This is a genomic window from Mycobacterium sp. NGS64 (assembly GCF_059812245.1).
Map to the genome: position 1 here is coordinate 1,086,696 of NZ_JCALCI010000002.1, position 22,661 is coordinate 1,109,356.

The 22,661-nt window shown below is 67.1% G+C and carries 24 protein-coding genes; 12 read left to right on the forward strand and 12 right to left on the reverse strand.

What is annotated here, in order from left to right:
• The 7 genes from AC5Y4S_RS13415 to AC5Y4S_RS13445 all read right to left on the reverse strand — a co-directional run bounded on the left by AC5Y4S_RS13415 (window position 1) and on the right by AC5Y4S_RS13445 (window position 6,479).
• The gene (locus AC5Y4S_RS13415) at window positions 1-1,128 is read right to left on the reverse strand and encodes an acyl-CoA dehydrogenase family protein (protein WP_500033202.1); all 1,128 of its coding nucleotides are present in this window, start codon (window positions 1,126-1,128) and stop codon (window positions 1-3) included.
• Window positions 1,129-1,770, reverse strand: coding sequence for a nuclear transport factor 2 family protein (locus AC5Y4S_RS13420; RefSeq protein ID WP_500033203.1), 642 nt, complete (start codon window positions 1,768-1,770; stop codon window positions 1,129-1,131).
• The gene (locus AC5Y4S_RS13425) at window positions 1,767-3,407 is read right to left on the reverse strand and encodes a class I adenylate-forming enzyme family protein (protein WP_500033204.1); all 1,641 of its coding nucleotides are present in this window, start codon (window positions 3,405-3,407) and stop codon (window positions 1,767-1,769) included. The genes AC5Y4S_RS13420 and AC5Y4S_RS13425 overlap by 4 nt, the downstream gene beginning before the upstream one ends.
• Before the next feature lie 26 nt (window positions 3,408-3,433).
• On the reverse strand, window positions 3,434-4,201 hold the full coding sequence (locus AC5Y4S_RS13430) for an enoyl-CoA hydratase-related protein (protein ID WP_081665400.1): 768 nt from the start codon (window positions 4,199-4,201) through the stop codon (window positions 3,434-3,436).
• Between the two features lie 70 nt (window positions 4,202-4,271).
• The gene (locus AC5Y4S_RS13435; protein WP_500033205.1) at window positions 4,272-5,021 is read right to left on the reverse strand and encodes an SDR family NAD(P)-dependent oxidoreductase; all 750 of its coding nucleotides are present in this window, start codon (window positions 5,019-5,021) and stop codon (window positions 4,272-4,274) included.
• Window positions 5,011-5,649: a TetR/AcrR family transcriptional regulator gene (locus tag AC5Y4S_RS13440; RefSeq protein WP_500033206.1), complete on the reverse strand. Its 639-nt coding sequence runs from the start codon at window positions 5,647-5,649 to the stop codon at window positions 5,011-5,013. Before AC5Y4S_RS13440 ends, AC5Y4S_RS13435 begins: the two co-directional genes overlap by 11 nt.
• A 2-nt stretch (window positions 5,650-5,651) precedes the next feature.
• A complete protein-coding gene (locus tag AC5Y4S_RS13445) occupies window positions 5,652-6,479 on the reverse strand; it encodes a MaoC/PaaZ C-terminal domain-containing protein (protein ID WP_500033207.1) in 828 nt (275 codons plus the stop codon).
• 98 nt (window positions 6,480-6,577) lie between these two features.
• Between AC5Y4S_RS13445 and AC5Y4S_RS13450 the strand changes: the two genes are divergently transcribed.
• The 5 genes from AC5Y4S_RS13450 to AC5Y4S_RS13470 are packed head-to-tail and all read left to right on the forward strand — an operon-like array spanning window position 6,578 to window position 11,088.
• Complete coding sequence (locus tag AC5Y4S_RS13450) at window positions 6,578-7,651, forward strand: LLM class flavin-dependent oxidoreductase (RefSeq protein ID WP_500033208.1); 1,074 nt, start codon at window positions 6,578-6,580, stop codon at window positions 7,649-7,651.
• Window positions 7,648-9,138 (forward strand): class I adenylate-forming enzyme family protein, encoded by a 1,491-nt coding sequence (locus AC5Y4S_RS13455; protein WP_500033209.1) that lies wholly within the window; start codon window positions 7,648-7,650, stop codon window positions 9,136-9,138. Before AC5Y4S_RS13450 ends, AC5Y4S_RS13455 begins: the two co-directional genes overlap by 4 nt.
• Window positions 9,135-10,301, forward strand: coding sequence for an acetyl-CoA acetyltransferase (locus AC5Y4S_RS13460; protein ID WP_500033210.1), 1,167 nt, complete (start codon window positions 9,135-9,137; stop codon window positions 10,299-10,301). The genes AC5Y4S_RS13455 and AC5Y4S_RS13460 overlap by 4 nt, the downstream gene beginning before the upstream one ends.
• 32 nt (window positions 10,302-10,333) lie before the next feature.
• Window positions 10,334-10,693, forward strand: coding sequence for a Zn-ribbon domain-containing OB-fold protein (locus tag AC5Y4S_RS13465; RefSeq protein ID WP_500033211.1), 360 nt, complete (start codon window positions 10,334-10,336; stop codon window positions 10,691-10,693).
• On the forward strand, window positions 10,690-11,088 hold the full coding sequence (locus AC5Y4S_RS13470; RefSeq protein ID WP_500033212.1) for a nuclear transport factor 2 family protein: 399 nt from the start codon (window positions 10,690-10,692) through the stop codon (window positions 11,086-11,088). Before AC5Y4S_RS13465 ends, AC5Y4S_RS13470 begins: the two co-directional genes overlap by 4 nt.
• On the opposite strand, the gene AC5Y4S_RS13475 is transcribed toward AC5Y4S_RS13470, so the two are convergent.
• Together AC5Y4S_RS13475 and lipL are read right to left on the reverse strand one after the other, a co-directional pair.
• Window positions 11,085-11,528, reverse strand: a complete 444-nt coding sequence (locus AC5Y4S_RS13475; protein ID WP_500033213.1) for a nuclear transport factor 2 family protein — start codon at window positions 11,526-11,528, stop codon at window positions 11,085-11,087. The genes AC5Y4S_RS13470 and AC5Y4S_RS13475 overlap by 4 nt on opposite strands.
• A gap of 58 nt (window positions 11,529-11,586) precedes the next feature.
• Window positions 11,587-12,861 (reverse strand): esterase/beta-lactamase LipL, encoded by a 1,275-nt coding sequence (gene lipL, locus AC5Y4S_RS13480; protein ID WP_500033214.1) that lies wholly within the window; start codon window positions 12,859-12,861, stop codon window positions 11,587-11,589.
• 113 nt (window positions 12,862-12,974) lie between these two features.
• On the opposite strand from lipL, the gene AC5Y4S_RS13485 reads away from it, so the two are divergent.
• From AC5Y4S_RS13485 to AC5Y4S_RS13505, 5 genes are read left to right on the forward strand one after another with little or no spacing between them, the layout of a single operon-like run.
• Window positions 12,975-14,993, forward strand: a complete 2,019-nt coding sequence (locus AC5Y4S_RS13485; protein WP_500033215.1) for an alpha-ketoacid dehydrogenase subunit alpha/beta — start codon at window positions 12,975-12,977, stop codon at window positions 14,991-14,993.
• 11 nt (window positions 14,994-15,004) lie between these two features.
• On the forward strand, window positions 15,005-15,223 hold the full coding sequence (locus AC5Y4S_RS13490; RefSeq protein WP_500033216.1) for a lipoyl domain-containing protein: 219 nt from the start codon (window positions 15,005-15,007) through the stop codon (window positions 15,221-15,223).
• Entirely contained in the window at window positions 15,220-16,071 is an 852-nt protein-coding gene (locus tag AC5Y4S_RS13495) for an enoyl-CoA hydratase/isomerase family protein (RefSeq protein ID WP_500033217.1), read from the forward strand. Before AC5Y4S_RS13490 ends, AC5Y4S_RS13495 begins: the two co-directional genes overlap by 4 nt.
• A 6-nt stretch (window positions 16,072-16,077) precedes the next feature.
• Window positions 16,078-16,878 carry an enoyl-CoA hydratase/isomerase family protein gene (locus AC5Y4S_RS13500; RefSeq protein ID WP_500033218.1) on the forward strand — a complete coding sequence of 267 codons (801 nt, stop codon included), beginning with the start codon at window positions 16,078-16,080 and terminating at the stop codon, window positions 16,876-16,878.
• The gene (locus tag AC5Y4S_RS13505) at window positions 16,875-17,633 is read left to right on the forward strand and encodes an enoyl-CoA hydratase/isomerase family protein (RefSeq protein WP_500033219.1); all 759 of its coding nucleotides are present in this window, start codon (window positions 16,875-16,877) and stop codon (window positions 17,631-17,633) included. The genes AC5Y4S_RS13500 and AC5Y4S_RS13505 overlap by 4 nt, the downstream gene beginning before the upstream one ends.
• Before the next feature lie 2 nt (window positions 17,634-17,635).
• On the opposite strand, the gene AC5Y4S_RS13510 is transcribed toward AC5Y4S_RS13505, so the two are convergent.
• Entirely contained in the window at window positions 17,636-18,838 is a 1,203-nt protein-coding gene (locus AC5Y4S_RS13510; protein WP_500033220.1) for an acyl-CoA dehydrogenase family protein, read from the reverse strand.
• A gap of 2 nt (window positions 18,839-18,840) precedes the next feature.
• A complete protein-coding gene (locus AC5Y4S_RS13515) occupies window positions 18,841-19,653 on the reverse strand; it encodes an enoyl-CoA hydratase-related protein (protein WP_500033221.1) in 813 nt (270 codons plus the stop codon).
• A 101-nt stretch (window positions 19,654-19,754) separates the two neighbouring features.
• On the opposite strand from AC5Y4S_RS13515, the gene AC5Y4S_RS13520 reads away from it, so the two are divergent.
• Together AC5Y4S_RS13520 and AC5Y4S_RS13525 are read left to right on the forward strand one after the other, a co-directional pair.
• Window positions 19,755-20,951, forward strand: a complete 1,197-nt coding sequence (locus AC5Y4S_RS13520; protein ID WP_500033222.1) for a cytochrome P450 — start codon at window positions 19,755-19,757, stop codon at window positions 20,949-20,951.
• Entirely contained in the window at window positions 20,948-21,745 is a 798-nt protein-coding gene (locus tag AC5Y4S_RS13525; RefSeq protein ID WP_500033223.1) for an enoyl-CoA hydratase/isomerase family protein, read from the forward strand. Before AC5Y4S_RS13520 ends, AC5Y4S_RS13525 begins: the two co-directional genes overlap by 4 nt.
• Before the next feature lie 21 nt (window positions 21,746-21,766).
• On the opposite strand, the gene AC5Y4S_RS13530 is transcribed toward AC5Y4S_RS13525, so the two are convergent.
• Window positions 21,767-22,624: a mycofactocin-coupled SDR family oxidoreductase gene (locus tag AC5Y4S_RS13530; RefSeq protein ID WP_500033224.1), complete on the reverse strand. Its 858-nt coding sequence runs from the start codon at window positions 22,622-22,624 to the stop codon at window positions 21,767-21,769.
• Between the last annotated feature and the right edge of the window lie 37 nt (window positions 22,625-22,661).

Sequence of the window (22,661 nt, forward strand, 5' to 3'; positions counted from 1 at the left end):
TCAGATCCCGATCTCGTCGGCGAGCAGTCGCCGGTGATAGGAGGCGTCGCCGAGCAGGTGTCCCGACGATTGAGCACGCTTGAAGTACAAATGGGCGGGATGTTCCCAGGTGAATCCGATGCCGCCGTGGATCTGGATGTTGGCGGCGGCGGCCCGAGCATACGCCTCGGAACTGCACGCCTTGGCCAATGACGCCACCGCCGGCAATTCCGCCGCACGTTGGGCCGCGGCCCGCACCGCGTAATAGGCCGCCCCGCGGGCACATTCGATGTCCAAGAAGACATCGGCGCACTTGTGGCGGATGGCCTGGAATGAGCCGATGGGCCTGCCGAACTGCCTGCGTGCCTTCGCGTACGCGACGGCCATCTCGAGACAGCGCTGCGCGCCACCGACCTGTTCGGCGGCCAGCGCGGCGCAGCCGAGCGCGAGGGTCCGCCGCAGCACCGACACGGCGCCGCCTTCACGACCGACGAGCGACGCCGGCGTTGCGGTGAATTCGATACGGGCCTGTTTTCGGGTCTGGTCCAGGGTGGACAGCGCGCGCCGGGCGATGTTGTCGAAGCGATCGACGGCGAACAGCGACAATCCGGAGTCACTCTGGGCGGCTACCAAAAGCACATCGGCGCTACAACCGTCGAGGACGTAGGTTTTCGCCCCGTCCAGCACCCACGCGTGGGCCGTCTCTCGCGCCCGCGTGTGGATCGTCCCGGCCTCCCAGCGGCCCGACTCCTCGGTCACCGCCAGGCTGGCGATCGTCGCTCCGGACGCGATGCCCGGCAGGAATCGTCGCTGGGCCTCGTGGTCGCCCGACTCAACCAGCGCGCTGGACGCCAGCACCGCCGACGCGAAGAACGGGGAGGGAGCAAGCGCCCGTCCCAGCTCCTCGGCGACGATGCCGAGTTCGACGAAGGTGTACCCCTGACCGCCGAATTCCTCGGGAATTGCAAGCCCCACTAAGGCCAGTTCGTCGGACATCTGCGCCCACAACAACGGGTCGTACCCCAGCGGTGATTCCATGTGGCGGCGCACCTGCGCCTCGTCGGCCTTGCTTTCGAGGAAGGAGCGCACGACGCGACGCAGCTCGTCCTGCTCGTTGGTGAATGCGAAACTCGTTGCTTGGGAGGACATTCAGGGCCCCGCGGTTCCGCGTCCAGTTTGGCTCACCCGCGGAGCCTCAGCCCCCCGGCGCAAACTGCGCAGCCAGTCACCGACGGCGGCGGGGGCGGGGACCGGCGCGTCGAAGCGTCCCGGGTCGGCGGCCCAGAATGCGTCCCACGACGGGAAGGCGTCGTGGAAAGAGCCGTCCTGGCTCGGGCCGCCGGGCCAGCGCACCTTCCGCGGACCGATCGGCGGGTCGGTGATGTCGCTGCGGTACCAGAACAGCGGGGTGCGACGCGCGAAATACCAACGGCCGGCGCGCCGTTCGTAGCGGTCGAGATAGGCCAGCATCTCGATGAACCACGCGGTCTCGGTTTCCAAGTCGTTGCGCGAGTAGACAAGTCCGCTCGCGGTGTCGGCGTCGTGGACGTCGATGACGTGGCCGAGGACACCGTGCGCGCTGCCCAGTAGCGTCGGACGAACCTCTGCGTCGTACCATTGGCGCATCGCGTCGCGCCCACGGCGCTTGCCCGGCACACCGACGTCGTCAACGAAAAGATTTGCCAGGGAATCGAAGTCGCGCATGTCCAACGCCACCGCGTAACGCGCCGCCAGCTGACGAATTTCCTCGATGGCCTCCAGTCGGGCGACCCGCGCCTCCAACCCGGTCATGCCAGCTCCCCCGACCTCAGTAACTGCACCAGTCGGGGCTTGTCGATCTTGTTCGTGCTGGTGTAGGGCAGCCGATCGGCGTCGGGGAGGATCACCCACCGCTTGGGAACCTTGTACGCGGCCAGTTCCTTCCGGCACGCCGCCGCGAGCTCATCCTGCGGTGTGCACCGCCCCTGATTGAGCACGACCACGGCGCAGACGAGCGCGCCCTTGTCCGTGTCCGGAACGCCGACGACATAGGCGATCCGGACGCCATCGACGTTGCCGATCACCGCCTCGACCTCCACCGGCGCCACGTTCGCGCCCGACGTCTTGATCATGTCGTCGGTGCGTCCGGTGAAGAACAGAAAGCCGTCGTCGTCCAGGTATCCGGCGTCCTTCGTGTGATACCAGCCGTCGTCGTCGAACAGGTCGCTGCGCTGCCGTCCGACCATGCCGCGCATCATGGCCGTGCCCCGCACGCAGATTTCTCCTACCGTCCCGTTGGGCAGCTCCACGCCCGTTTCATCGACGATCTTGTGCTGATAGCCGGGTGCCGCAACCCCGAGCGAACCGCGTTTGCTTTCCGGCACCGGTTCGTGTGGTGGCCACCAGGTGTGCGAACTGCACGTTTCGGTCATCCCCAGTTGTGTAACCAGCAGCGACGGATCGACCGCGCGCAGTTCCGGCGGCAGCAGGACCTGGTGGTATCCCGCGCGCAGACTCGACAGATCGGTGGACGCGTAGTCGGGATGATTCGCCAGCGCCCGCCCCACGTGGGGGAATCCCGTTGCGTAGGTGGCCCGTTCGGATTCGAGCAGGCGCAGCACGTCGCCGGGGTCGAACTTGTGCTCGGTGATGATGGTGGCGCCGGTCTGCATCGGTCCGAGCAGGCCGAAGACCAACCCGGCGACCCAGAAGAACACCATCGGGATGTACACCCGGTCGTCGGGTTTCCACTTGTGCTGCGTGGCGACGAAGCGAGAGTGTGTGATCGCGGTGCGGTGCGTGTGGATGACGCCCTTAGGGTCCGAAGTGCTTCCCGATGTGTAGATGACGACCAGGTCGTCGGACGGGCGGACGGTGGATTCGCACGCTCGCAAAAACACTTCGGGCACCGGTTCCGGCCACACACTCGGCCAGGGCCGCTCGGTGTCGCCGAGCCCAAAAACGTTGCGCAACTGTGGTAGTCGCTCGAGATTCAGGGGCGCACCCGGGGCCGGAAACTCACCCGCAGCATCGGTGACCCGCGCCAGCATGTCCATGCCGAGCAGCGAGTCGACCGATAGCAGGGTGTGGATGTCGGCGTCGCGAAGCAGCCACCTCAACTCCGGCGGCTGAAAGAAGGTGTTGATGGGCACCGCGACCGCGCCGATTCGGGTGGCAGCCAAGAAGGCGATCACAAAGTCGGGTCCGTTGGGCGCCAGGATTCCAACCCGAGCGCCTTTGGTGATCCCGGCTCGGAGCAGCCGCCGCGCCATCTCGGCAGACCGAGTATCCGCCTGGCCGTAGCTGATCCGCTCGATGGTGCCCCCGCCGGCCGAGCTGACGACGAAGTCGTTCTCTCCGTACGCGGCGACCAGGTCGGCCAGCATCGACGGGACGACGGGCGCGTACGGCAGCGGGTCGTAGCTGAACGTTCGTGCGGATTCACCCATTGCGTGTCATTCCAGAACTCATCGACTCATTCCACGACCCATCGCGGTTCGCGCTTTTCCGCGAATGCGAGCATCCCTTCCCGGTAGTCGGGATGGGTCAGCTGGTGTTGCAGCACATAGCGATACGCGACGTCGTTGGCCGCGCGCAGCCCGACATCGAGGCTGCTCCACATCGCCTTGATCGACGCCTGGACCGTCGCCGGCGAGAGCTTCGCTATGTCCAAGGCGATTTCGCGCGCCCGCTGTTGTAGCCGATCCGCGGGCACGACCTCGTTGATCAGGCCGATCTCGTAGCCGCGCTGCGCGCTGATCCGGCCCTGCTTGGTCATCAACCCGAGCTGCATCACCATCGACAGCGGCATTCTGCGCAGCAGCACCGCGGGCTCGAGCGCGAACACGTTGCCCACGGCCAGATGCGTGTCGATCAGCTCCGCGTGCTCGGCCGCGATGATGAGGTCGGCGTCGGCGACCTGATGCAGGCCGCCGCCGACGACCATTCCGTTGAGGGCGCAGATGACCGGCTTCCACACGTTGTGGTGCAACCGCGAACCAGGAACCTTGTTGCGGATGCCGCCCTCGGCCGTTGCCCGGATGTCCTGACCCGCGGAGAATGCGCGGTCGCCGGCTCCGGTGATGATGGCGACCCGGATGTTCGGGTCCTCCCGCACCCGTGCCCACGCGATGCCGAGTTCGGTGCGGGTCAGGTCGTCGGTGGCGTTGAGCCGTTCCGGTCGATTGATCGTGATGGTCGCGACCTGCTCGCTGACGTCGAACAGGATTCTCTTCAGTTCCACGACATCCCCTGGCATCGTTTCGTAGCAGTAAACACTACATCAGCATGTGTCTTGTCGTTCCGCATCGACGTCATGGCATCCACTGCCCGCCCGACACCGAAATGAGCTGGCCGGTGACGTGTTTGGCGGCGGGCGAACACAGAAAGGCCACCACCCCGGCCACATCCTCCGGCTCACCGATGTTTCCGGTCACTGTCGTCTGGCGCATCTGCGCCAGCTCGTCCTCCGTCTTGCGCGACAACAGCCACGGCGTCGCGGTGGTGCCGACCACGACGGTGTTGACCCGGATGGCGTGGACACCGAGCTGAACGGCCATCAGCCGGCTCAGCCCTTCAACACCGGCCTTGGCGGCCGCGTAGGCCGGCGGCCCGGTGCGCACCCCGTGGGCTGACACCGAGCTGACGTTCACGATGGCCCCGCCGCCGTGGGCGACCATCTGCCGGGCGGCGACCTGCGCCATGACGAAGGTGCCCTTGAGATTGACGTCGACGATGCGGTCCCAGTCCTCGTCCGTCTGCTCGAGAAACGTGCCGGGCAGCGTCATACCCGCGTTGTTGACCAACGCCCGAACGGGCCCATACCGGTCGGCCAACCCGCTCAGCGCGTCCTCGACCACGCCACGGTCCGTAATCGACAGGTTCATCGGGACGAGCAATCCCGATCTCGCCTCATCCGAATCCGCCGCGCGCGCAATGGCCTTCGCGTTCACATCGATCGCGGCCACCCGGTACCCGCTGCACATGAGCGCGGCCACAATCGATTCACCGATGCCTCGCGCTCCCCCGGTGACGACCGCGAGCGGACGGGAATCACCCGACACGCTTGCCACCTCCCCGACCCGGTCCGGACGTTGCGACGGTGCGCTCGATCGCGGCGATCGAGGGCCGCACCAACTCCACGGATTCGGCCATCAATTGCGACAACTCACCCCGGCCACCGGCGGCAACCCACGAATCGATCGCTGCGCGGTTGGCGGCGTTGATCAGCGTGGCGGCCAGCCGAGGCCGCAAGTCCGGTTGGGTATCGCTGCCCAGCCAGCGCGCCACCTCGGCGGTGAGCTGATCGATCCAGTCCTCGTTGATCCGCAGCATCGTCGCGCGCAGCGCCGGCAGGCTGTGATACATCCGCGCGCGGACCAAAAACATGTCGGGCTGATCGACTATCGCTTGCGCTACCGCCATCGACGTCTCGGCGAGGGCGTCGCACAACGAGTCCGATCGCGCGGCGCGGAAGCGGCGGATCGCCTCCTGCAGCCGCTCGGCGTAGCCGTCGAACAGGATGTCTTCCTTGCTGGCGAAGTGATGGAAGAACGTGCGCGGCGCGACCCCGGCCGCCGCCGAGATCTGGTCGACGGTGGTCCCCTCGTAGCCCTGAGTGGTGAACAGCTCGATCGCGGCATGAATTAGCGCCTGCCGGTTGCGCAATCCGCGGGCTCGTCGTTGATCCATGTTCACACACCTGCCAGCGTGGCGGTTCCGGAGCTCAGGGCGACGGCGTCACCCTGCAGCGTCCGGAAACGCACCGAACCTTCGGTTCGCCAGATCTCCGTCCGCAGCGGGGCATCGAGCTTCACCTGCTTGGAGAACCGGCAGCCCAAGGATGTCAGCGACCGGGGGTCCCCGTCACCGATCCGGTCGATCACCGCCCGCGCGGCGAACCCGAGCGTGCACAACCCGTGCAGGAAGACGTCGTCGAAGCCGTACTTGCGGGCCGCCTCCGGGTCGATGTGCAGCTGGTTGCGGTCACCCGAGAGGCGGTAGAGGGCGGCCTGCTCGGGCCGGACGACGTCATCGAATATGGCGTCCGGCGGCCCGTCGGGGTCCGGTTCGGCGGCGGGTCCACGGTCGCCGCCGAATCCCCCCGCACCGAGGACCATGGTCTGGGACCTGGCGACGAACACGGTCCCGTCCGGAACGGCGCCCCGGCTGGTCAACTCGACGGCCGCGTGCTTGCCCTTGTCCCACACCGCCGACACCTCGGCCTGCACCGACATTTCCCCGCCGGCCCCGATCGGCCGGCGCAACTCCAGCGATTGCGCCGAGTGCACGATCGGATAGGTCCCCAGGTCGAGCACACTGCGCAGGTCCTTCACGGCCCACCAGTTGGCCACCAGGGCGAACGTCGGCAGCACGTCGGGACCGCAAGCCTCGTTGAGCAGCCTCAGCTCGGACGGCGGGCGGGCGCCCACCCCCAAGGCGTACAGGATCACGTCGGTCTCGCACCAGCGGAAGGTGCTTGGCGGCAACGCGGTTCCGACCGCGGAGTCGAACAGAGCCACGGCCCTCCCTACTAAACGGATTGACGATATGTGTTCAATCGTGCATTATTGTGGCAGTCAGTGCAACTACTTTTCCGAAGCGAGCGGGAGGGACCGACATGAAGTTCGGCGTGTTCATCCTCGGCGACAAGCCCAACCACCTCAGCGAGCGGGAGGTGCTGGCCAACGTGCTCGAGGAGGCGCGCTGGGCGGAGGAGCTCGGCTACGACGAGATCTGGCTGGCCGAACACCACTTCTCCCCGTACGGCATGCTCCCGGACCTGCCCCAAGTGGCGACCGCCATCGCCGCGCAGACCGACCGCATCCGCATAGGTACAGCCTGCATGGTGGCGCCCTTCCACGAGCCGATTCAGTTGGCCGAACGGATCGCCTTGGTCGACGTCCTGTCCGGCGGGCGCTTCGATGCCGGCTTCGGGCGCGGCTATCAAGCGCACGAGTTCAAGGGCTTCGGCATCTCGATGGAGGAGGCCACCGGCCGATACCAGGAGTGCGTCGAGATCGTCAGCCGCCTCCTGACCGAAGAGAACGTCAGCTTCCACGGCAAGTACTTCCATCTCGAGGACGTCACGATCTATCCGCGGCCGGCGCAGCAGCCGATCCCCGTGTGGGGCACCGTGATGAAGACGCCGTCGAGCTTCGAATGGCTCGCCGAGAAGGGGTTCGGCGCGATCATCGGAAACCCCTATCAGGTCGACCCCGATCTGCAGGGGGCCCTGGACATCTATCTGAAGGTGCAGTCGGAAAAGGGACTCGACGCCGCCACCGGCCACGTGTGGGCGCTGCTCAACGCCTTCTGCCACCAGGACGACGCGTTCGCCCGCAGCTACCCGCGGGAAAGCGTCGAGCTCTCCATTCAGACTCATCGAAAGTATTCGAGCCCGTTCGAGCGCGGCGGCGAGATACCGGCCGACTACAAGGCCTACTCGGACTGGTTCGAAAAACACGACAAGCAAAGCTACGAACAGGTGCTGAATTCGCACCTCACGCTCATGGGTGACCCGGACCGCATCGTCGAGAAGATGCGCACCGTCATCGACATGGGCTGGCGCAACATCATTTTGCGCATGTCGCGCGGCGGCGCCATGGATCGCACGAAGGTATACGAGTCGATGAAGTTGTTCGCCCAAGAGGTGATCCCCGCGGCGACCGAGCTCGCGGCAGCCGCGGCTTGAGCCAGCAACTCGCCGACCGCATCCGCGCGGTCCTCGCCCTCGACCCGCGAGCGCCCGCGATCGAGTACGAGGGCCGGTGGGTGGATTGGCAGCATTTGTCGGACATCGCCGCGGGCGTTCAAGCGTCTTTGAGGCGAGCGGGTTTGGGGGAGGGATCCCTCGTCGGGCTGGTGCTGCGCAATCATCCCGCGATGGTCGGGGCCCTGCTCGGCGTGCTGCTGACCGGCGGTTGCGTGGTCACGATCAACCCGTCACAGGGCAGCGCCGGGCTCTGCGCGGACATCCGCGGGCTGCGGTTGCCCGCGGTGGTGGCGTTGCAGACTGACTGGGAGCGCGCCGGAGTCGTCGACGCCGCCACCGGATCGCTGGGCGTTCGGGTATCGAGTGACGTGGCCGTTGTGGAGGGGCTGGAACATCCGGGACCGGGCCCGTTCCGACCGTCCCGCGACGGCATCGCCGTCGAGATGCTCACCAGCGGCACCACGGGTCCACCCAAGCGAATACCGCTGTCCTACAGCTCCTTTGAGCACACCGTCGCAGCGGCGGGCGCCCATTACAGTGTTGGCGCCGGGCAGGACGCCGAACTGAGACTGCGTTCGGGTGTCGCCATCGTCTCCTCTCCCCTGGTGCACATGTCCGGGCTGTTCCGCACCCTGCTCAACATTTGCGAGGGAAGAAAGATCGCGCTCCTGGAGCGATTCCGGGTTCCCGACTTCGTGGATTTGCTACTCCGGCACCGACCGAAGGCCGTGAGCCTGGTGCCGTCGGCGATGGCGATGGTGCTCGACGCCGGGGTGGATCCGGACGCCTTCTCGAGCGTCGAGGTGGTGACCTCGGGCACCGCGCATCTCCAGGTCGACGTGCAGACCAGGTTCGAGTGTCGCTATGGCGTCGCGGTGCTGCCGTCCTACGGGGCAACGGAATTCGCCGGCGGCGTGGCCGGGTGGAACCTCCAGTTGCACCGGCAGTGGGCCACCCTTAAACGCGGAAGCGTGGGGCGCCCGCAGCGCGGCCGGGAGATCCGTGTCGTGTCCCTCGAGGACGACACCGAAGTGCCGCCCGGCGAGCAGGGCCGCATCGAGGTTCGCACCACGGGCGGGGACTGGGTGCGCACCACCGACCTCGGCCGGGTCGACGCCGACGGTTTCGTGTTCATCGACGGGCGCATCGACGACGTCATCATTCGCGGGGGTTTCAAGGTCAATCCGGCCGAGATCGTCGGTGTGCTCCGGAGCCATCCGGCTGTCCGCGATGCCGGCGTGACCGGCCTGCCCGATGAACGGCTCGGCCAGGTGCCGGTCGCGGCGGTCGAGTTGACCGACAGCGCGCGCGCCACGCCGGAGGACCTGCTCGCCTACGTGCGTGAACGGGTGAGCCGGTACTACGTCCCGGCCCGCCTGGTCATCGTCGAGGAGTTGCCCCGAACGCCATCGCTCAAGGTCAGTCAACCCGCGCTACGCGAAATCTTCGAAGGGACAGCAAGTTGACGACCCGAGGTGTGGCCGCGATTGTCGGTGTGGCCGACGAGGTTTCGGCGAGCGGGGTGATCGACGTTCCCCTGCGCGAGCTCGAGGCGCGCGTCATCACCGCCGCCCTGGCCGATGCGGGTTTGTCGCTGCGCGACGTCGACGGGCTGTGCACCTGCACCGGCGGAACGCTGATGCATTCGGTGGAGCTGGCCGAGTACCTGGGCATAGCCCCCCGCTTCACCGACGCGACGCAGACCGGCGGCGCCAGCTACGGGTTGTACGTCGAGCACGCCGCCGCGGCGATCGCGGCCGGCGAGGCCGAGACCGTGGTGATCGTCTACGCCTCGACCCCGCGCGCCGCGCGCAAGCGTGGCGAAAAGGGCCTCGGAGTGTTCGCCACCCCCGAGCGACTCGAATGGGAGACGCCGTTCGGGGTGATGCTCCCGATCAGCGCCTACGCGCTAGCCGCCAACCGCCACATGGCGACGTACGGGACGACGGCCGAACAACTGGCGCAGATCGCCGTCGACACCCGGCGGTGGGCCGCGCTGAACGACCGGGCTCACCTGCGCGAGGCGATCAGCGTGCAGGACGTGCTGGACTCAGGCTTCCTCGCCGAACCGTTGCACAAACTCGAGTGCTGTCTGGTCACCGACGGCGCCACGGCGCTGGTGGTCACGAGCGCCGAGCGCGCCCGCGACCTGGCCAAGCCGCCGGCCTTCGTTCTGGGTGCGGCGTCGGCGGCCTCGCACGCGATGATCTCCCAGATGCCCGATCTCACCGTCACGCCCGGGGCGGTTTCCGGGCCCGCCGCGTTCAGGACCGCCGGCCTCACCCCGGTCGACATCGACGTGGTCGAGCTCTACGACTCGTTCACCATCACGGTGTTGCTGGCGCTCGAAGATCTGGGCTTCTGCGGAAAGGGCGAAGGCGGCGCTTTCGTCGCGGACGGCGCATTGGGACCCGGCGGTGCCCTGCCCGGCCAGACGTCGGGCGGCGGCCTCGCCTACACCCACCCCGGGGCGTTCGGAGCCTTCCTGCTCGTCGAAGCCACGCGGCAATTGCGTGGCGAGTGCGGCGAACGTCAGGTCCCACACGCGAAAACGGCTGTGGCGCATGGTACCGGCGGGGTACTCTCGGCCACCTCCACAGTGATTCTGGGAACCGAGGCCACGTTGTGACGGAGCCGCTGCCTGTCCCCCCGGCCAGTCCGGTGTCCGCTCCTTTCTGGGATGCAACCCGCCAGCGCGAATTGACGATGCAGCGGTGCGAATCCTGCACTCGGCTCGTGTGGTACCCGCGCTATGTGTGCCCGCACTGCGGTGGGTTGGCGCTTCAGTGGGAGAAGCTGAGCGGACACGGGGTCGTCTACGCGGTCAGCGTGCACCACCGGGCCGCGATCCCCGCCCTCGCCGACAAAGTGCCCTACTCGGTGGTCCTGGTCGATCTGGACGAAGGAGTTCGCCTGATGTCGAACGTGTTCGGTCCACCTCCCACGGTCGGTGATCGCGTCGCCGTGGCGTGGGTGCCGCTCGCGGACGGCCGTAACCTCGCTGTCTTCGAACCGAAGTGAGCCCCGATAGCGCCCTGCGGCGCACCCGCGAAGAGCTCGTGCTACGACACGTGGCGGCCGAGAATGCGCGAGACCTGGAGGTGGCGATGGCTACCTTCACCCATCCCCGCTACGAGATCATCCCTACGGGAACCGTTTTCGACGGGGACGAGGCGGTCCGCGCAATGTTGTTGCAACAGTGGGCGGATCTCCCCATGCTGCGATATGCCGCGGAGGCGATCTACCACGGGGAGGACGGGCTTGCCGTTGAGACCCGAACCACCGCGCCCGGCACACCGATCGACATGCTGAGCATCAATCTCTTCGGCTTCCGCGGGCCCGATCTGGTTCTGGAACGTTGCTATTTCGACCGGATGCTGCTCGCTGCGCAGCTCGATGCGATCCGCGCGCCCTAGCCGATCGACGCGCGCCGGTCTTCGGTCGCATCGACGACGACCCTGCGGTGCACGATCCTCCACCGCCCCTCACCGTCGAGCGAATACTTGTCCAGGTAGCGGATGTGCATGACGTGGTTGTGACCGTCCGGCTCGCCACCACGAAAGTGATTGGCGGTGCAGTAGATTTCGCCGATCGCCGACTTCTCCTCCACGACATACAGGCCCTGGCCGATGAGGTGAGCCGTGCGCGGCCAGCGTGCGACGATGCCGATTATCCGTTGGATCTCGTCGTGACCGGACAGCGTTCCCGCTTCGCGCCCGGGCCTTTCGACGAGCATGGACGCGTCGGGCGCGAACACCGCCAGCAGCGCGTCGCGATCTCGGCGATCGACCGCCGCCGCATACCTGCGAGACAGCGCTTCGAGTTCCGCGTGGGGAACTGCCCGCGAGATATCCATCTGCTTCCCGTGCCGGCCGGATAGAGACCCGTAGACGATACCGCCCAACGTTGTCCGGTCAGCGGCCGGCGCTTTCGCGACGCGCCTCGTCGGCAGGTGGGGCGCCGAACCGGGGCACAGTCACGAATCCGCGGGCGTGCGCCGCGGTGACGGCTCGCTGGATCGGTATCAGCAGCGGCACGAAGAGGAGCTGGTCGGCGACCATCGGCGTCAGCAGCCGGTTGTGGACGAAGCCGAATGAGCTCTTGCTGATCGGGTCGGCCCAGCCGATGGTGCCGCCCAGACCGGCATGCCCGAAGCCCCGCAGCAGGCCCGGCACCGGTGATCCGTGGTAGCCCAGGTGAAATGACATCGGGAAGAAGACGTTGAGGTCCGGCCGCAAGCTGCGCCTGCCCGTGAGCGACGCGACCAATTCCTCTGAGAGGAACCGCTGCCCGTCGATAGTTCCACCGTTGCTGAGCGCTCCGTACATCTTGGCCAGCCCCCGCGCGGTCACCACCGCGTTCACGGCGGGAATCTCGCTGTCGAGCAGCGCCAAGTCGCCCTGCACCAGGGAGGTGATACCGGGTACGTAGGTCGCGCCGAGCGGGCCCGGAACCGGCAGTCCGGCCATCAGCGAGATCAGCCGGCCCAGCACCGGGCCGCCCGAGAAGCGTTGCGGGAACATCGTTTGCGCGGCCTTGGTGGGCCCGTCGGCCGGCGGCCGTCCCAAATGAATGCCGTCGGTGTCCAGTGGTCCCGCGATCTCCGTGCGGAACAGCTCCCGCATGCCCTTGCCGGTGATCGCGCGGGCCAATCCGGATGCCAACCATCCGTAGGTGAACGCGTGATACGCCGCGCGGCCGGCGAGGCGGTCAACCGGCGCCGCGGCCAGCCGCGCTTCCATGAACCGGTGATCGAGCAACTGCTCCGTGGTGATTGTCCCGAGCCGGGACAGGCCCGTCCTGTGACGCATCATGTCACGCACGGTGATGTCGGCCTTACCGTTGGCGCCGAACTCGCGCCAGTAGTGCGCGATGGGGTCGTCGTAGGACAGCAACCCACGGTCGGCGAGCCGGTGCAGCACCGTCGACGCCACGCCCTTGCCCGCGGAGAAGACCATCGCGCCGGTGTCCGCAGACCAGCGCACCCGTCCCTCGCGATCGGACCAGCCGGTCCACACGTCGACGACCGGTTCCCCGTCGACATACACGGACAGCGCCCCACCGCCGTACCGCGGGCCGGGAAAAAGCTTGGCGAAGGTCTTCACTGCGCAGGCGAATCGTGGGTCGGCGGCACCGTGCACGTGGGCGGGCAGACCGTCACCGGTTTGCAGGGCTAGTCGCTCAGGCATGGCAATTGCAATTCCCCTCGTTCGTCAAGCCAGCCGCTATCGGACGACTGAACAAATATCGTCATATTGTATTGTATGCTCGTCGGCGGAGTGCACATCGCGAAGGAGTGGTGATGGCCACGCAAGTAGACACGGGAACCGTTGCCCCGAGCAGCGACCGTGCCATCGAGTTGTACCGCCTGATGAGCAAGGTGCACCACAGCGACCAACGCGTCCGAAAAGGGCTGTCCTCCGGGGAAATCGCGATGAGCTACTGGCCGGTGGACGGCCAGGAGGCGATGTCGGCCGGGGCCGCGCTCGCCCTGTCAAGCACCGACCAACTGGTCACCACCTATCGCGGACTCGGCGACGTGGTGGCCAAGGGCATCGACTTGCCCGGGTATTTCGCCGAGATCTTGGGCCGCGGCACCGGCCTGTCGAAGGGCAAGGCCGGCGCCATGGGCATCTACGACCCCGACCACGGCATCGCGTGGACCACCGGCATCGTCGGCGCGGGCCCGCTGATCGCGAACGGGATCGCCTTGGCGGAGGCCGTCAAGGGCAGTGACCGCGTGGTGCTGGTGAGCTTCGGCGACGGCGCGACCAGCATCGGCTACGTCCACGAGGCCATGAATATGGCGGCGCTGTGGGCGCTTCCGGTGGTGTTCTTCTGCCAGAACAACGCGTGGGCCGAATGCACGCCGGTGGCCGGCTACACCCGCACGGCGCGATTGTCCGACCGGGCCGCGGGCTACGCGATGCCCGGCATCACGGTCGACGGCACGGACCCGCACGCGGTGTACCAGGCCGTGGCCAAGGCGGCCGAGCGGGCTCGCTCGGGCGCCGGTCCGTCGTTCGTCGAAGCCGTCGCCTACCGCCTGCAGGGGCACTACTTCGGCGACCAGATGCCCTATGCCGACCCGGACGAGCTGGCCGCCAAGCGCGCCGACCCGCCCTTCGCGCGATACAGGCGGCGGCTGATCGGCGAGGGCCTGGCCGATGAGGCCGACCTGGACCGCATCGATTCGCAACTAGTTGCCGAGATCGACGCGGCCTTCTCCGCGGCGCGCGACGCCGACCCCCCCGATGCCGATGAACTGACCCGCGACGTGTTCGCCGGGCACGGCATCGAGATCGCGGCACCGGTGACGGAGCGCGCCGCGGTTCCCCAGGGCGAAACGGAGACCCTCGGCCTCGTGCAGGCGATTCACCGCACGCTGGACCGCGCGATGGCGGCTGACGATTCGATCGTGCTCCTCGGGGAGGACATTGCCGACCCGTCGGGCGGCATGTTCAAGATCACCGCCGGGTTGTCGACGAAGTACGGCAGCCACCGGGTGCGCGACACTCCGATCGCCGAGTCCTCGATCGTCGGCGCCGCCGTGGGTGCGGCGTTGGGCGGGCTGCGGCCGGTTGCGGAGCTGATGTTCGTGGACTTTCTCGGTGTGGCCATGGACCAGATCGCCAACCACGCCGCCAAGATCCGGTACATGTCCGGTGGCCGGCAGGGCGCCCCGATGGTCATCCGCGCCATGGTGGGCACAGCGGCCGGCCCGCAACACTCCCAGGCCTTCGAGGCCTGGGCGATGCACACACCGGGCATCAAGGTCGTGTGGCCCAGCACCGCCGCCGACGCGGCCGGGTTGCTCAATGCCTGCCTGGCAGAACAGGATCCATGCCTGTTCATCGAGTCGATGAAGCTGTACTACGGCGGCGGCAAGGGACCGGTGCCGACGGCCGACTACCTGATCCCGCTCGGCCAGGCCGACATCAAACGTGCCGGCACCGACGTCACGATCTGCACCTACGGCAGCCTGGTGCATGCCGCCCTGGCCGCCGCTGAACAGCTTGCAGCCGAGGGTGTTTCGGTGGAGGTGGTCGACCTGCGCACCCTGGTGCCGCTGGATCTGGCCACCATCCTCGAATCAGTCCGCAAAACCCGCCGTCTGGTCGTCGCCCACGAATCCGTCGGATTCTGCGGCCCGGGAGCCGAAATCGCCGCAGCCGTCGGGACGGAGCTTTTCGGCGTGCTGGCGAGCCCCATCCAGCGGGTGGCCGGCACCTACACACCGGTGCCGCGGGCGGCGACACTGGAAGCCGCCTGCCGCCCGGACGCCGCGCGGCTTATCGAAGCGGTCAGGGGGATCGTGTGACGGAGGTGCGGATGCCGAAACCGGGCGACGCGATCACCGAAGCGGAGGTCACCGAGATCTACGTGGCGGACGGCGCCCATGTCTGCGAAGGGGATCCGCTATACCAGATCGCCACCGACAAGGTCGAGATGGACATCGAGGCGCCCGCCAGTGGCATCGTCACCTGGAAGATCAGCGCCGGGGAAAGCTATGACGTCGGTGAACTGCTCGCAGTGATCGAGGAACAGTGAGCGCGCTACCGGAATCCGTCGACATCGACCTCTGCGCCCCCGAGCTCGAAGGCAGGATCGACGGCGACACCCTGACCGTCACCATCAACCGACCGGAGAAGAGGAACGCCGTCACCGCAGACGGCTACCACGGGATCAAACGGGCAGCGATGATCGTCGCTGACGAACCGGACCTGAACTTCCTGGTGATCACCGGGACGGGCGACGTGTTCTGCGCGGGCGGCGACATGAACGCCGTGCAGAATGCCGATCGCGGGTGGGATGCGTTCACCGAGTCCTACGACGGCACGCCGTTCGAAACACTCGGCAAGATACCCAAACTCGTCGTCTGCGCCGTCAACGGCATCGCCATGGGTGGCGGGTTAGTGATGACCCTGTTCGCCGATCTGGTTGTTGCCTCCGATCGCGCCCGGTTCCGGGTCCCGGACCTGACCCGCGGCGTGTATGAGGCGTTCGTCGCCGCCCGCCTGCCGCAGCGGCTGGGTACCCTGCGCGCCAATCACCTGATCTACGGCAATGATTGGGTCGACGCGCAAGAGGCCGAGCGTCTCGGACTGGTCGGCAAGGTCGTGGCGCACGACGCCCTGCGGTCGGAGGTCGATGCGTTGCTCGAGCGAGTCCGGAGGACGGGCCCAGCCGCGCGCGCGGCCGTCAAACGCGAAATGGCGCGCGTGCTGCCGCCCGTCGACGTGACGGGCTACTGGTCGTCGATAGGAACCGCCGAACAGATCGAGGCCTTTACGGCGTTCCTGCAGAAGCGATCTCCGGATTGGGCGGTCAACCATGATCGAGACGCGTTCGTCCAAACCAGGCGGTCGGCGTGGCTTGCTCCGCAAGTGGACGGCTGACTGCCCATGACCGAGCTACCGCAGGGCACGTCGGAACTGACCGGGTGCGAGGAGATCCTCGTCGCCGCCGACGGTCCCGTCCGGATCGTGACGCTGAACAACCCCGACGACGCCAACGCGGTCAACAACACGATGCACACGGCATTTACGAGACTGTGGGCGACCCTGGCCGAAGATCCCGACGCGCGCGCGGTGTTGATCACCGGCACGGGCGATTACTTCTCCGCCGGCGGAAATTTGGTGGAGTGGCTGGAAACTCACGTCAACAACCCGGTGAGCCGCCGCGCCGGGATGCGCGACGCCCGACGCATCGTGCGCGACATGATCGACTTTCCGCTGCCCGTCGTCGCCGCTGTCAACGGGCCCGCGGTCGGCTTCGGGTGCAGCATCGCGGTCTTGTGCGACATCGTCCTGATGTCCGACCGGGCGTTCTTCGCCGATACACATGTCGCGAGCGGGCTGGTGGCCGGCGATGGCGGGTCGGTGCTCTGGCCGCTGCTGATGAGCCTGCTGAAGGCCAAGGAGTACCTGATGCTCGGCGAACGCATCAAGGCCGACAAGGCCGTCGAGTTGGGCCTGGCCAACCGGGTCGTTCCGCACGCGGAGATCAAGCAGGAGGGGCTGTCGATTGCCCACCGCCTGGCCGCGTTACCACCACGGGCCGTGCAGGACACGAAGCGGACGTTGAACCTGCACGCCCAGCGCGCGATCACCGGCATCCTCGAATACGGGATCTCCGCAGAGACAGAGTGTTTCACCACGCCCGAACACCGGGAAGCCATCGACAAGTTCCTCGGCCGCCAGTGACAGCAAACGATCCGTTGATCCGCCGGGAGGACCGCGACGGCATAGCCCTCCTGCTGCTCAACCGGCCGCGACAGCGCAACGCCCTGCGCTACGAGTCGTGGACCGAACTTTCGGAGGTGCTTGACGGCGTCGTCGCGGATGACGTTCACGGCGTTGTACTGGCGGGTGCGGACGGGTTCTTCTGCGCGGGTGGCGATTTGAAGACCGGGCCGGCACATGGCAGCGGCCCGCTGGGCCCGGCGGGGCGCGTCGAACACGCTCAACGGGTGATGGAGCAGATTCGAGCGGTGCCGGTGCCGACCCTTGCCGCGGTCGAGGGCGCGGCCATCGGCCTCGGGTGGAGCCTGGCCCTGTCGTGCGACCTCGTGGTGTGCGCGTCCGACGCCTACTTCGCCGCGCCGTTCGTGGCCCGCGCCGTGGTCCCCGACGGCGGGCTGGCGTGGCGCCTGACCCAGCAGCTCGGGCGGCACCGCGCGGCGTCGTTGCTGCTGCGTGGAATCCGCCTCTCCGCGGGGGACGCCGAGCGGCTGGGGCTGGTCAGCGATGTGGTGGAGCCGGGTTCGGCGATCGCGCGGGCGGTCGTCATCGCCGATGAGCTCGGCCGAGCCGACGCCGGGGCGGTCGAAATGACTAAGCGGCTGATCAATTCGGCCGAGGCCGCTCAGCTCGCCGTCTTTCACCCGCTCGAGCTGGCGATGGCGACCGTGGCGCAACAACGTTCGGCGGCCGCCGACGGACGGGCCGCCTACTCCTGACATCAGCGCGGCATCCCCAGACCGACCGTCGAAATCAGGTCGCGCTGAATCTCGCTGGTGCCGCCGCCGATCGTGTGAAGCAGGGACAGCAAGAGGCCTTCCGAAAAGTGCCCGTCGAGCACGGCGCCGGGGTCATCCGGCATGAGTCCGCCTGCCGGGCCCAGGATTTGGGCCCCGAGCCCGCGCAACTCGGCCGTCAGCTCGGAGTGGTACAACTTCGACAACGACGCCAGCGTCGGGTCAAGCGCCCCGGCCGCCTGCAGGTACGCCACGCGGTACGACAGGGCGCGGCCCACCTCGACGCGTTCGACGGCGCGGGCCAGCGCGATGCGGTTGGCCGGATCGGACAGGGGGTCGTGCGCCGAGCCCTTCTGCGCGTGGCACCAGTCGACGAGCTCATCGAGATAGCGCTGCGCCTGGGCCGCCCTGGTGATGTTCGACCGTTCGGCGTCAAGCAGCGCCTTCCCGACTGTCCACCCCTCGCCCTCGGCCCCGACAAGATTGGCGGCGGGCACGCGCACACCGTCGAAGAACTCCTCGGCGAAAGTCGGGTAACCGGTCATGGACCGGATGGGCCGACGGGTGATCCCGTGACTTTCCAGGTCGACGAGGAAGAACGAGATGCCGGCCTGACGCTTGTCCGCCACGGGCGAGGTGCGGGCCAGCACGAAGATCCAGTCGGCGAGCACGCCATTGCTGGTCCAGGTCTTCTGGCCGTCCAAGACGTAGTCGTCGCCGTCTCGCCGGGCCGTCATGCGCAGCGACGCCAGGTCCGAGCCGGCCTCCGGCTCCGAATAACCCTGCGCCCACATGCGTTCCGAACGCGCAATGGCGGGCAGGTGCTCCGCCTTCTGTTCGGGTGTCCCGTATTTGAACAGCACCGGCGCAAGCATGTTGACCCCGTTGGTGTTCACCAGCGGGGCGCCCGCATGGGCTAGCTCCTCGCGAATGATCACCTGTTCGACGATCCCGCGTCCGCCGCCCTCGTACTCGGCGGGCCAATGCGGCACAAACCAGCCCCGCGCGTGCAACTTCTTGCAGAATGCGACCGCACGCTCGTGGGCGTCGCGCGGTAGGTAGTCGGGATTGGCCGCGGTGCGGCGGAATTCGTCCGGGAGGTTGGCTGCCAGCCACTCGCGGACGGAGGCCCGCAGTGACTCGGTGCTCTCATCACCGCCGAAGCGAATGATCGGTTTCAAAGGCATGGCTAAATGCGCTCGGTGGGTTTGGAGCCCTTCTTCATCAGCTCCGCCATGAACTCCTGGAACTCTTTGCTGCCGGTCACCATCGCCTGCAGGTCGTTGGTCGTCTGTTGGTGCGTCCGAAAGCCCATCGTCTCCCACGCGCGGATGATGCCGGACTTGACGGCCTGCAACGTGATCAGGGGCGCCTTGGCGATCTGTGCGGCCAGTTCCTCGACGGTGGCCTCGAGCTGGTCGGCGGGGACCACCCGGTTCACGAGACCGAACTCGAGCGCTTCGGCCGCGCTCAACCGCTGAGCGGTGTAGAGGTACTCGGCAGCCCGCTTGTAGTTCATGAAGACCCACGGCTCGAACATGGTCTCGGCGCCCGGCAGCCCGAAACCCGGCACCAGGGGCATCTGAAACCACGCGTCCTCGGAGCAGACGGTGATCTCGGGGATCAGCGCCCACGTGGTGCCCCCGCCGATCGCGTACCCATGCACCTGAGCGATCACGGGCTTGGGAAATTCCCACAGCTTCAGCACCGGCCACAGAAACAACTGCGCGGCGGAACGCCACACCTTGCCGGACGCCTGCAGTTCGGCCATGAACTCGGGGTACGCGCCAGTCGGGATGTGGCCGGAGCAGAACCCCTTACCGTTGGCCTTGATGATGACGACCTTGATGTCGTAGTCGTACTGCGCATCGTCCAGCGCCTCGTTGACGCTGTGGACCATTTCCGAGCTCTGAGCGTTTGCGGCATCCGGGTTGTTCAGGATGATCCGAGCGATCGGGCCATCCTTCTCGTAGACCACGTGCTCGAGTTTTCGGGTTTCCATCGTTCGTCCTCCTCAACACCGGGCAGACGATCACCACGCCGTCAGCATGGTGCAACTATACAGATTATGTATTAGTGTTCTTTGGCGAGAGGACGGTGCCGATGACGACGATCGAGTTACGTTGGGATCCGTTCGACCGCGCGCTGCACCAGAATCCGTACGGAGTCTGGAAGCGGCTGCGCGACGAAGCGCCAACGTACTACAACGACCAGTACGATTTCTATGCGTTGAGCCGGTTTGCCGACGTGTTGGAAGCGTCGCTGGACACCGAAACGTTCTCGTCGTCGCACGGGATCACCCTGGATGCAATCACCGACGAGCCGTGGCCGTCGCCCCGGGCCATGATCATGATGGACCCACCCGACCACACCGCACTGCGAAAGATGGTCAATCGCACGTTCTTTCGCACCCAGATCGCCCAGCTGGAGGACCGGGTCCGCTCGCTGTGCTGCGCCTACCTCGATGCTTTCGTCGGCACCGACGGCTTTGACTACGTGCGCGACTTCTCGATGAAGCTCCCGGTGATGGTGATCAGCTCGCTGCTGGGTTTCCCTGAGGAAGACCACGACAACCTGCGCGAGTGGTCGGATGCCCAGCTACACCGCGACGAGGGCACGACCGAGCTGAATGAGGAGGGCCAGCAGGCCAACGCGAAGCTGCTGGGCTACTACGCCGATCAGATTCAGCGACGGCGGGCCGCGCCGACCGACGACATCGTCGGCAACCTGATGACTTCCGACCTGGCCCAGGCGGGCCGCGAGACCCGTCGCCTGGACGATGGCGAAGTGTTGATGTTCATCGCGATGATCAACGTCGCCGGCAATGAGACCGTTGCGCGTCTGCTGGGATGGGCCGCGCTGACACTGGCGCAGTACCCCGACCAGCGGGCCAAGCTGGTCGACCGGCCGGACCTCATCGGCAACGCCGTCGAGGAACTGCTGCGTTACGACGCGCCGTCGCCAGTGCAGGGCCGCTACACGGAACGCGACGTCACCTATAACGGCACGCTCATCCCGGCGGGCTCGCGCGTTGCCCTGCTGACCGGCTCGGCGGGCCGTGACGAACGCCAATACGAGAACCCCGACGTCCTCGACGTCGAGCGCACGGGAATTCGCCACGTCAGCTTCGGCCACGGCTCGCACTTCTGCCTGGGTGCGGCACTGGCCCGCCTGGAGGCCCGGGTTGCCCTCGAAGAGACGCTGAAGCGTTTCCCCACCTGGGATGTCGACGAAGGCGCGGTGACCTACGTGCACACCAATTCCGTACGCGGTCCGGCCAGCGTGCCGATGCGGCTGTGACCCCCGGCCTTGCCGTCCGCACCGACGGCGCGGTGCTCTGGTTGGTCTTGGACCGCCCCGAGGCCGGCAATTCGGTGACGCGAGCGGTGCAGCAGGCCCTGATCGAAAATCTGCGGTCGGCATCCGACGAGCCAGGCGTCAGGGCGGTGGTGCTCACCGGCCACGGTGACAAGCATTTCTGTACGGGACCGAATCTCCGGGACCCGGGAATGCAGCCCAAGAAAGATCGGGTTGCGGGCGACGCCGCCCGCATCTTGCGCACCGGGTCTCAGGCGGTGGTGTCAGCGTTGCTCGATTGCGAGAAGCCGGTGCTGTGCTCGCTCAACGGCATTGCCGCCGGGGTGGGCGCCAGCATGGTGCTGGCCTGCGACCTCGTTGTGGCCTCTGAAACTGCCCGGATCATTGAGCTTTTCGCGCGCCGGGGGCTCGCACCCGACGGGGGTGCCGCCTATCTGCTGGCGCGCAAAGTCCCGTTCAACGTGGCAAAGCAGCTGTTGTTCTTCGGCGAGGAGCTGTCCGCGGCGGAGGCCGAGCGCCTCGGCTTGGTCAACAAGGTCGTCGCAGCCGATGACCTGGAAGCTGAGACGGCGGCCTGGGCCCAGCGGCTCGCTGATGGGCCCACCCGTGCGCTGGCGGCGGCCAAGGCGATGCTGAATCAGGCGTTCGACGTCGACCGCGATGCCGCGTTTCGCACCGAGGCGCTGTTGGTGGAGCAGGTCGCCGCGACCGACGACGTCGCCGAGGGCATGGCGGCCTTCACCGAGCGACGCAACCCGGACTTTCGTGGACGCTGAACTGCCGCTGTTGCTCGATCGCTACAGACCTAGTTTGAGACCCGCACCCGCGTCGACGAACATTTGCTGTCCAGTGACGTAGCGCGATTCGTCGGAGGCGAGGTACACCACGAGATAGGAGACGTCCTCCGGCTCGATCCACGGCACGGGCATCGCCTGCAGCACCGGAAAGACGATCTCGGCGTCCGCGCGGGTCGGGTCGGGCAAGTCCGGGCGAAACGTCCGGTACATCGGAAGATTGTGCAGCATATCGGTGTTGACGTTCGTCGGGTGCACGGTGTTGATTCGGATCTGTTCCGGAGCCAGCGACAGGGCCAATCCCTTTGTATACTCGCGCAGCATCTTCTTGGCCAGCCCGTAGCCGGCGCCGCCCGGACCTTGCGGGCCACCGCCGCTGGCCAGATCCTTCTGGTCGACCAGGCCGGCGATGGATCCGGTGACGATTATCGATGCGCCAGCCCGGAGGTGCTCCAGGCATACGTGGACGGCGTTGACGACGCCGATGAAGTCGACGTCGAACGCGTCGGTGAAACCGCGCGACGGAACGTCGTTGCCCAGTGGACAGATGCCGGCGTTGGCCACGACCACGTGCAGACCGCCCAACTCCGCGACCGCCTCGTCGATCGCCTTCTTCAGCGCGGCGCGATCGCGAACATCGACGACCGCGGACACCGCGCGCCGGCCCGACTTTTCGACCAGGTTGACCGTCTCGTCCAGGTCGGCGCGCGTCGCCAGCGGGTATCCGTTGGTGTCGATGTCGGCACAGATGTCCAGCGCAATGATGTCGGCGCCCTCGTCGGCGAGGTGGATGGCGTGACTGCGGCCCTGTCCGCGCGCCGCGCCTGTGATCACGGCGACCTTGCCGCTCAGACGCTGCATCTGGTCCTCCATCGTCCGATTCGGCGGCACGCTCCGC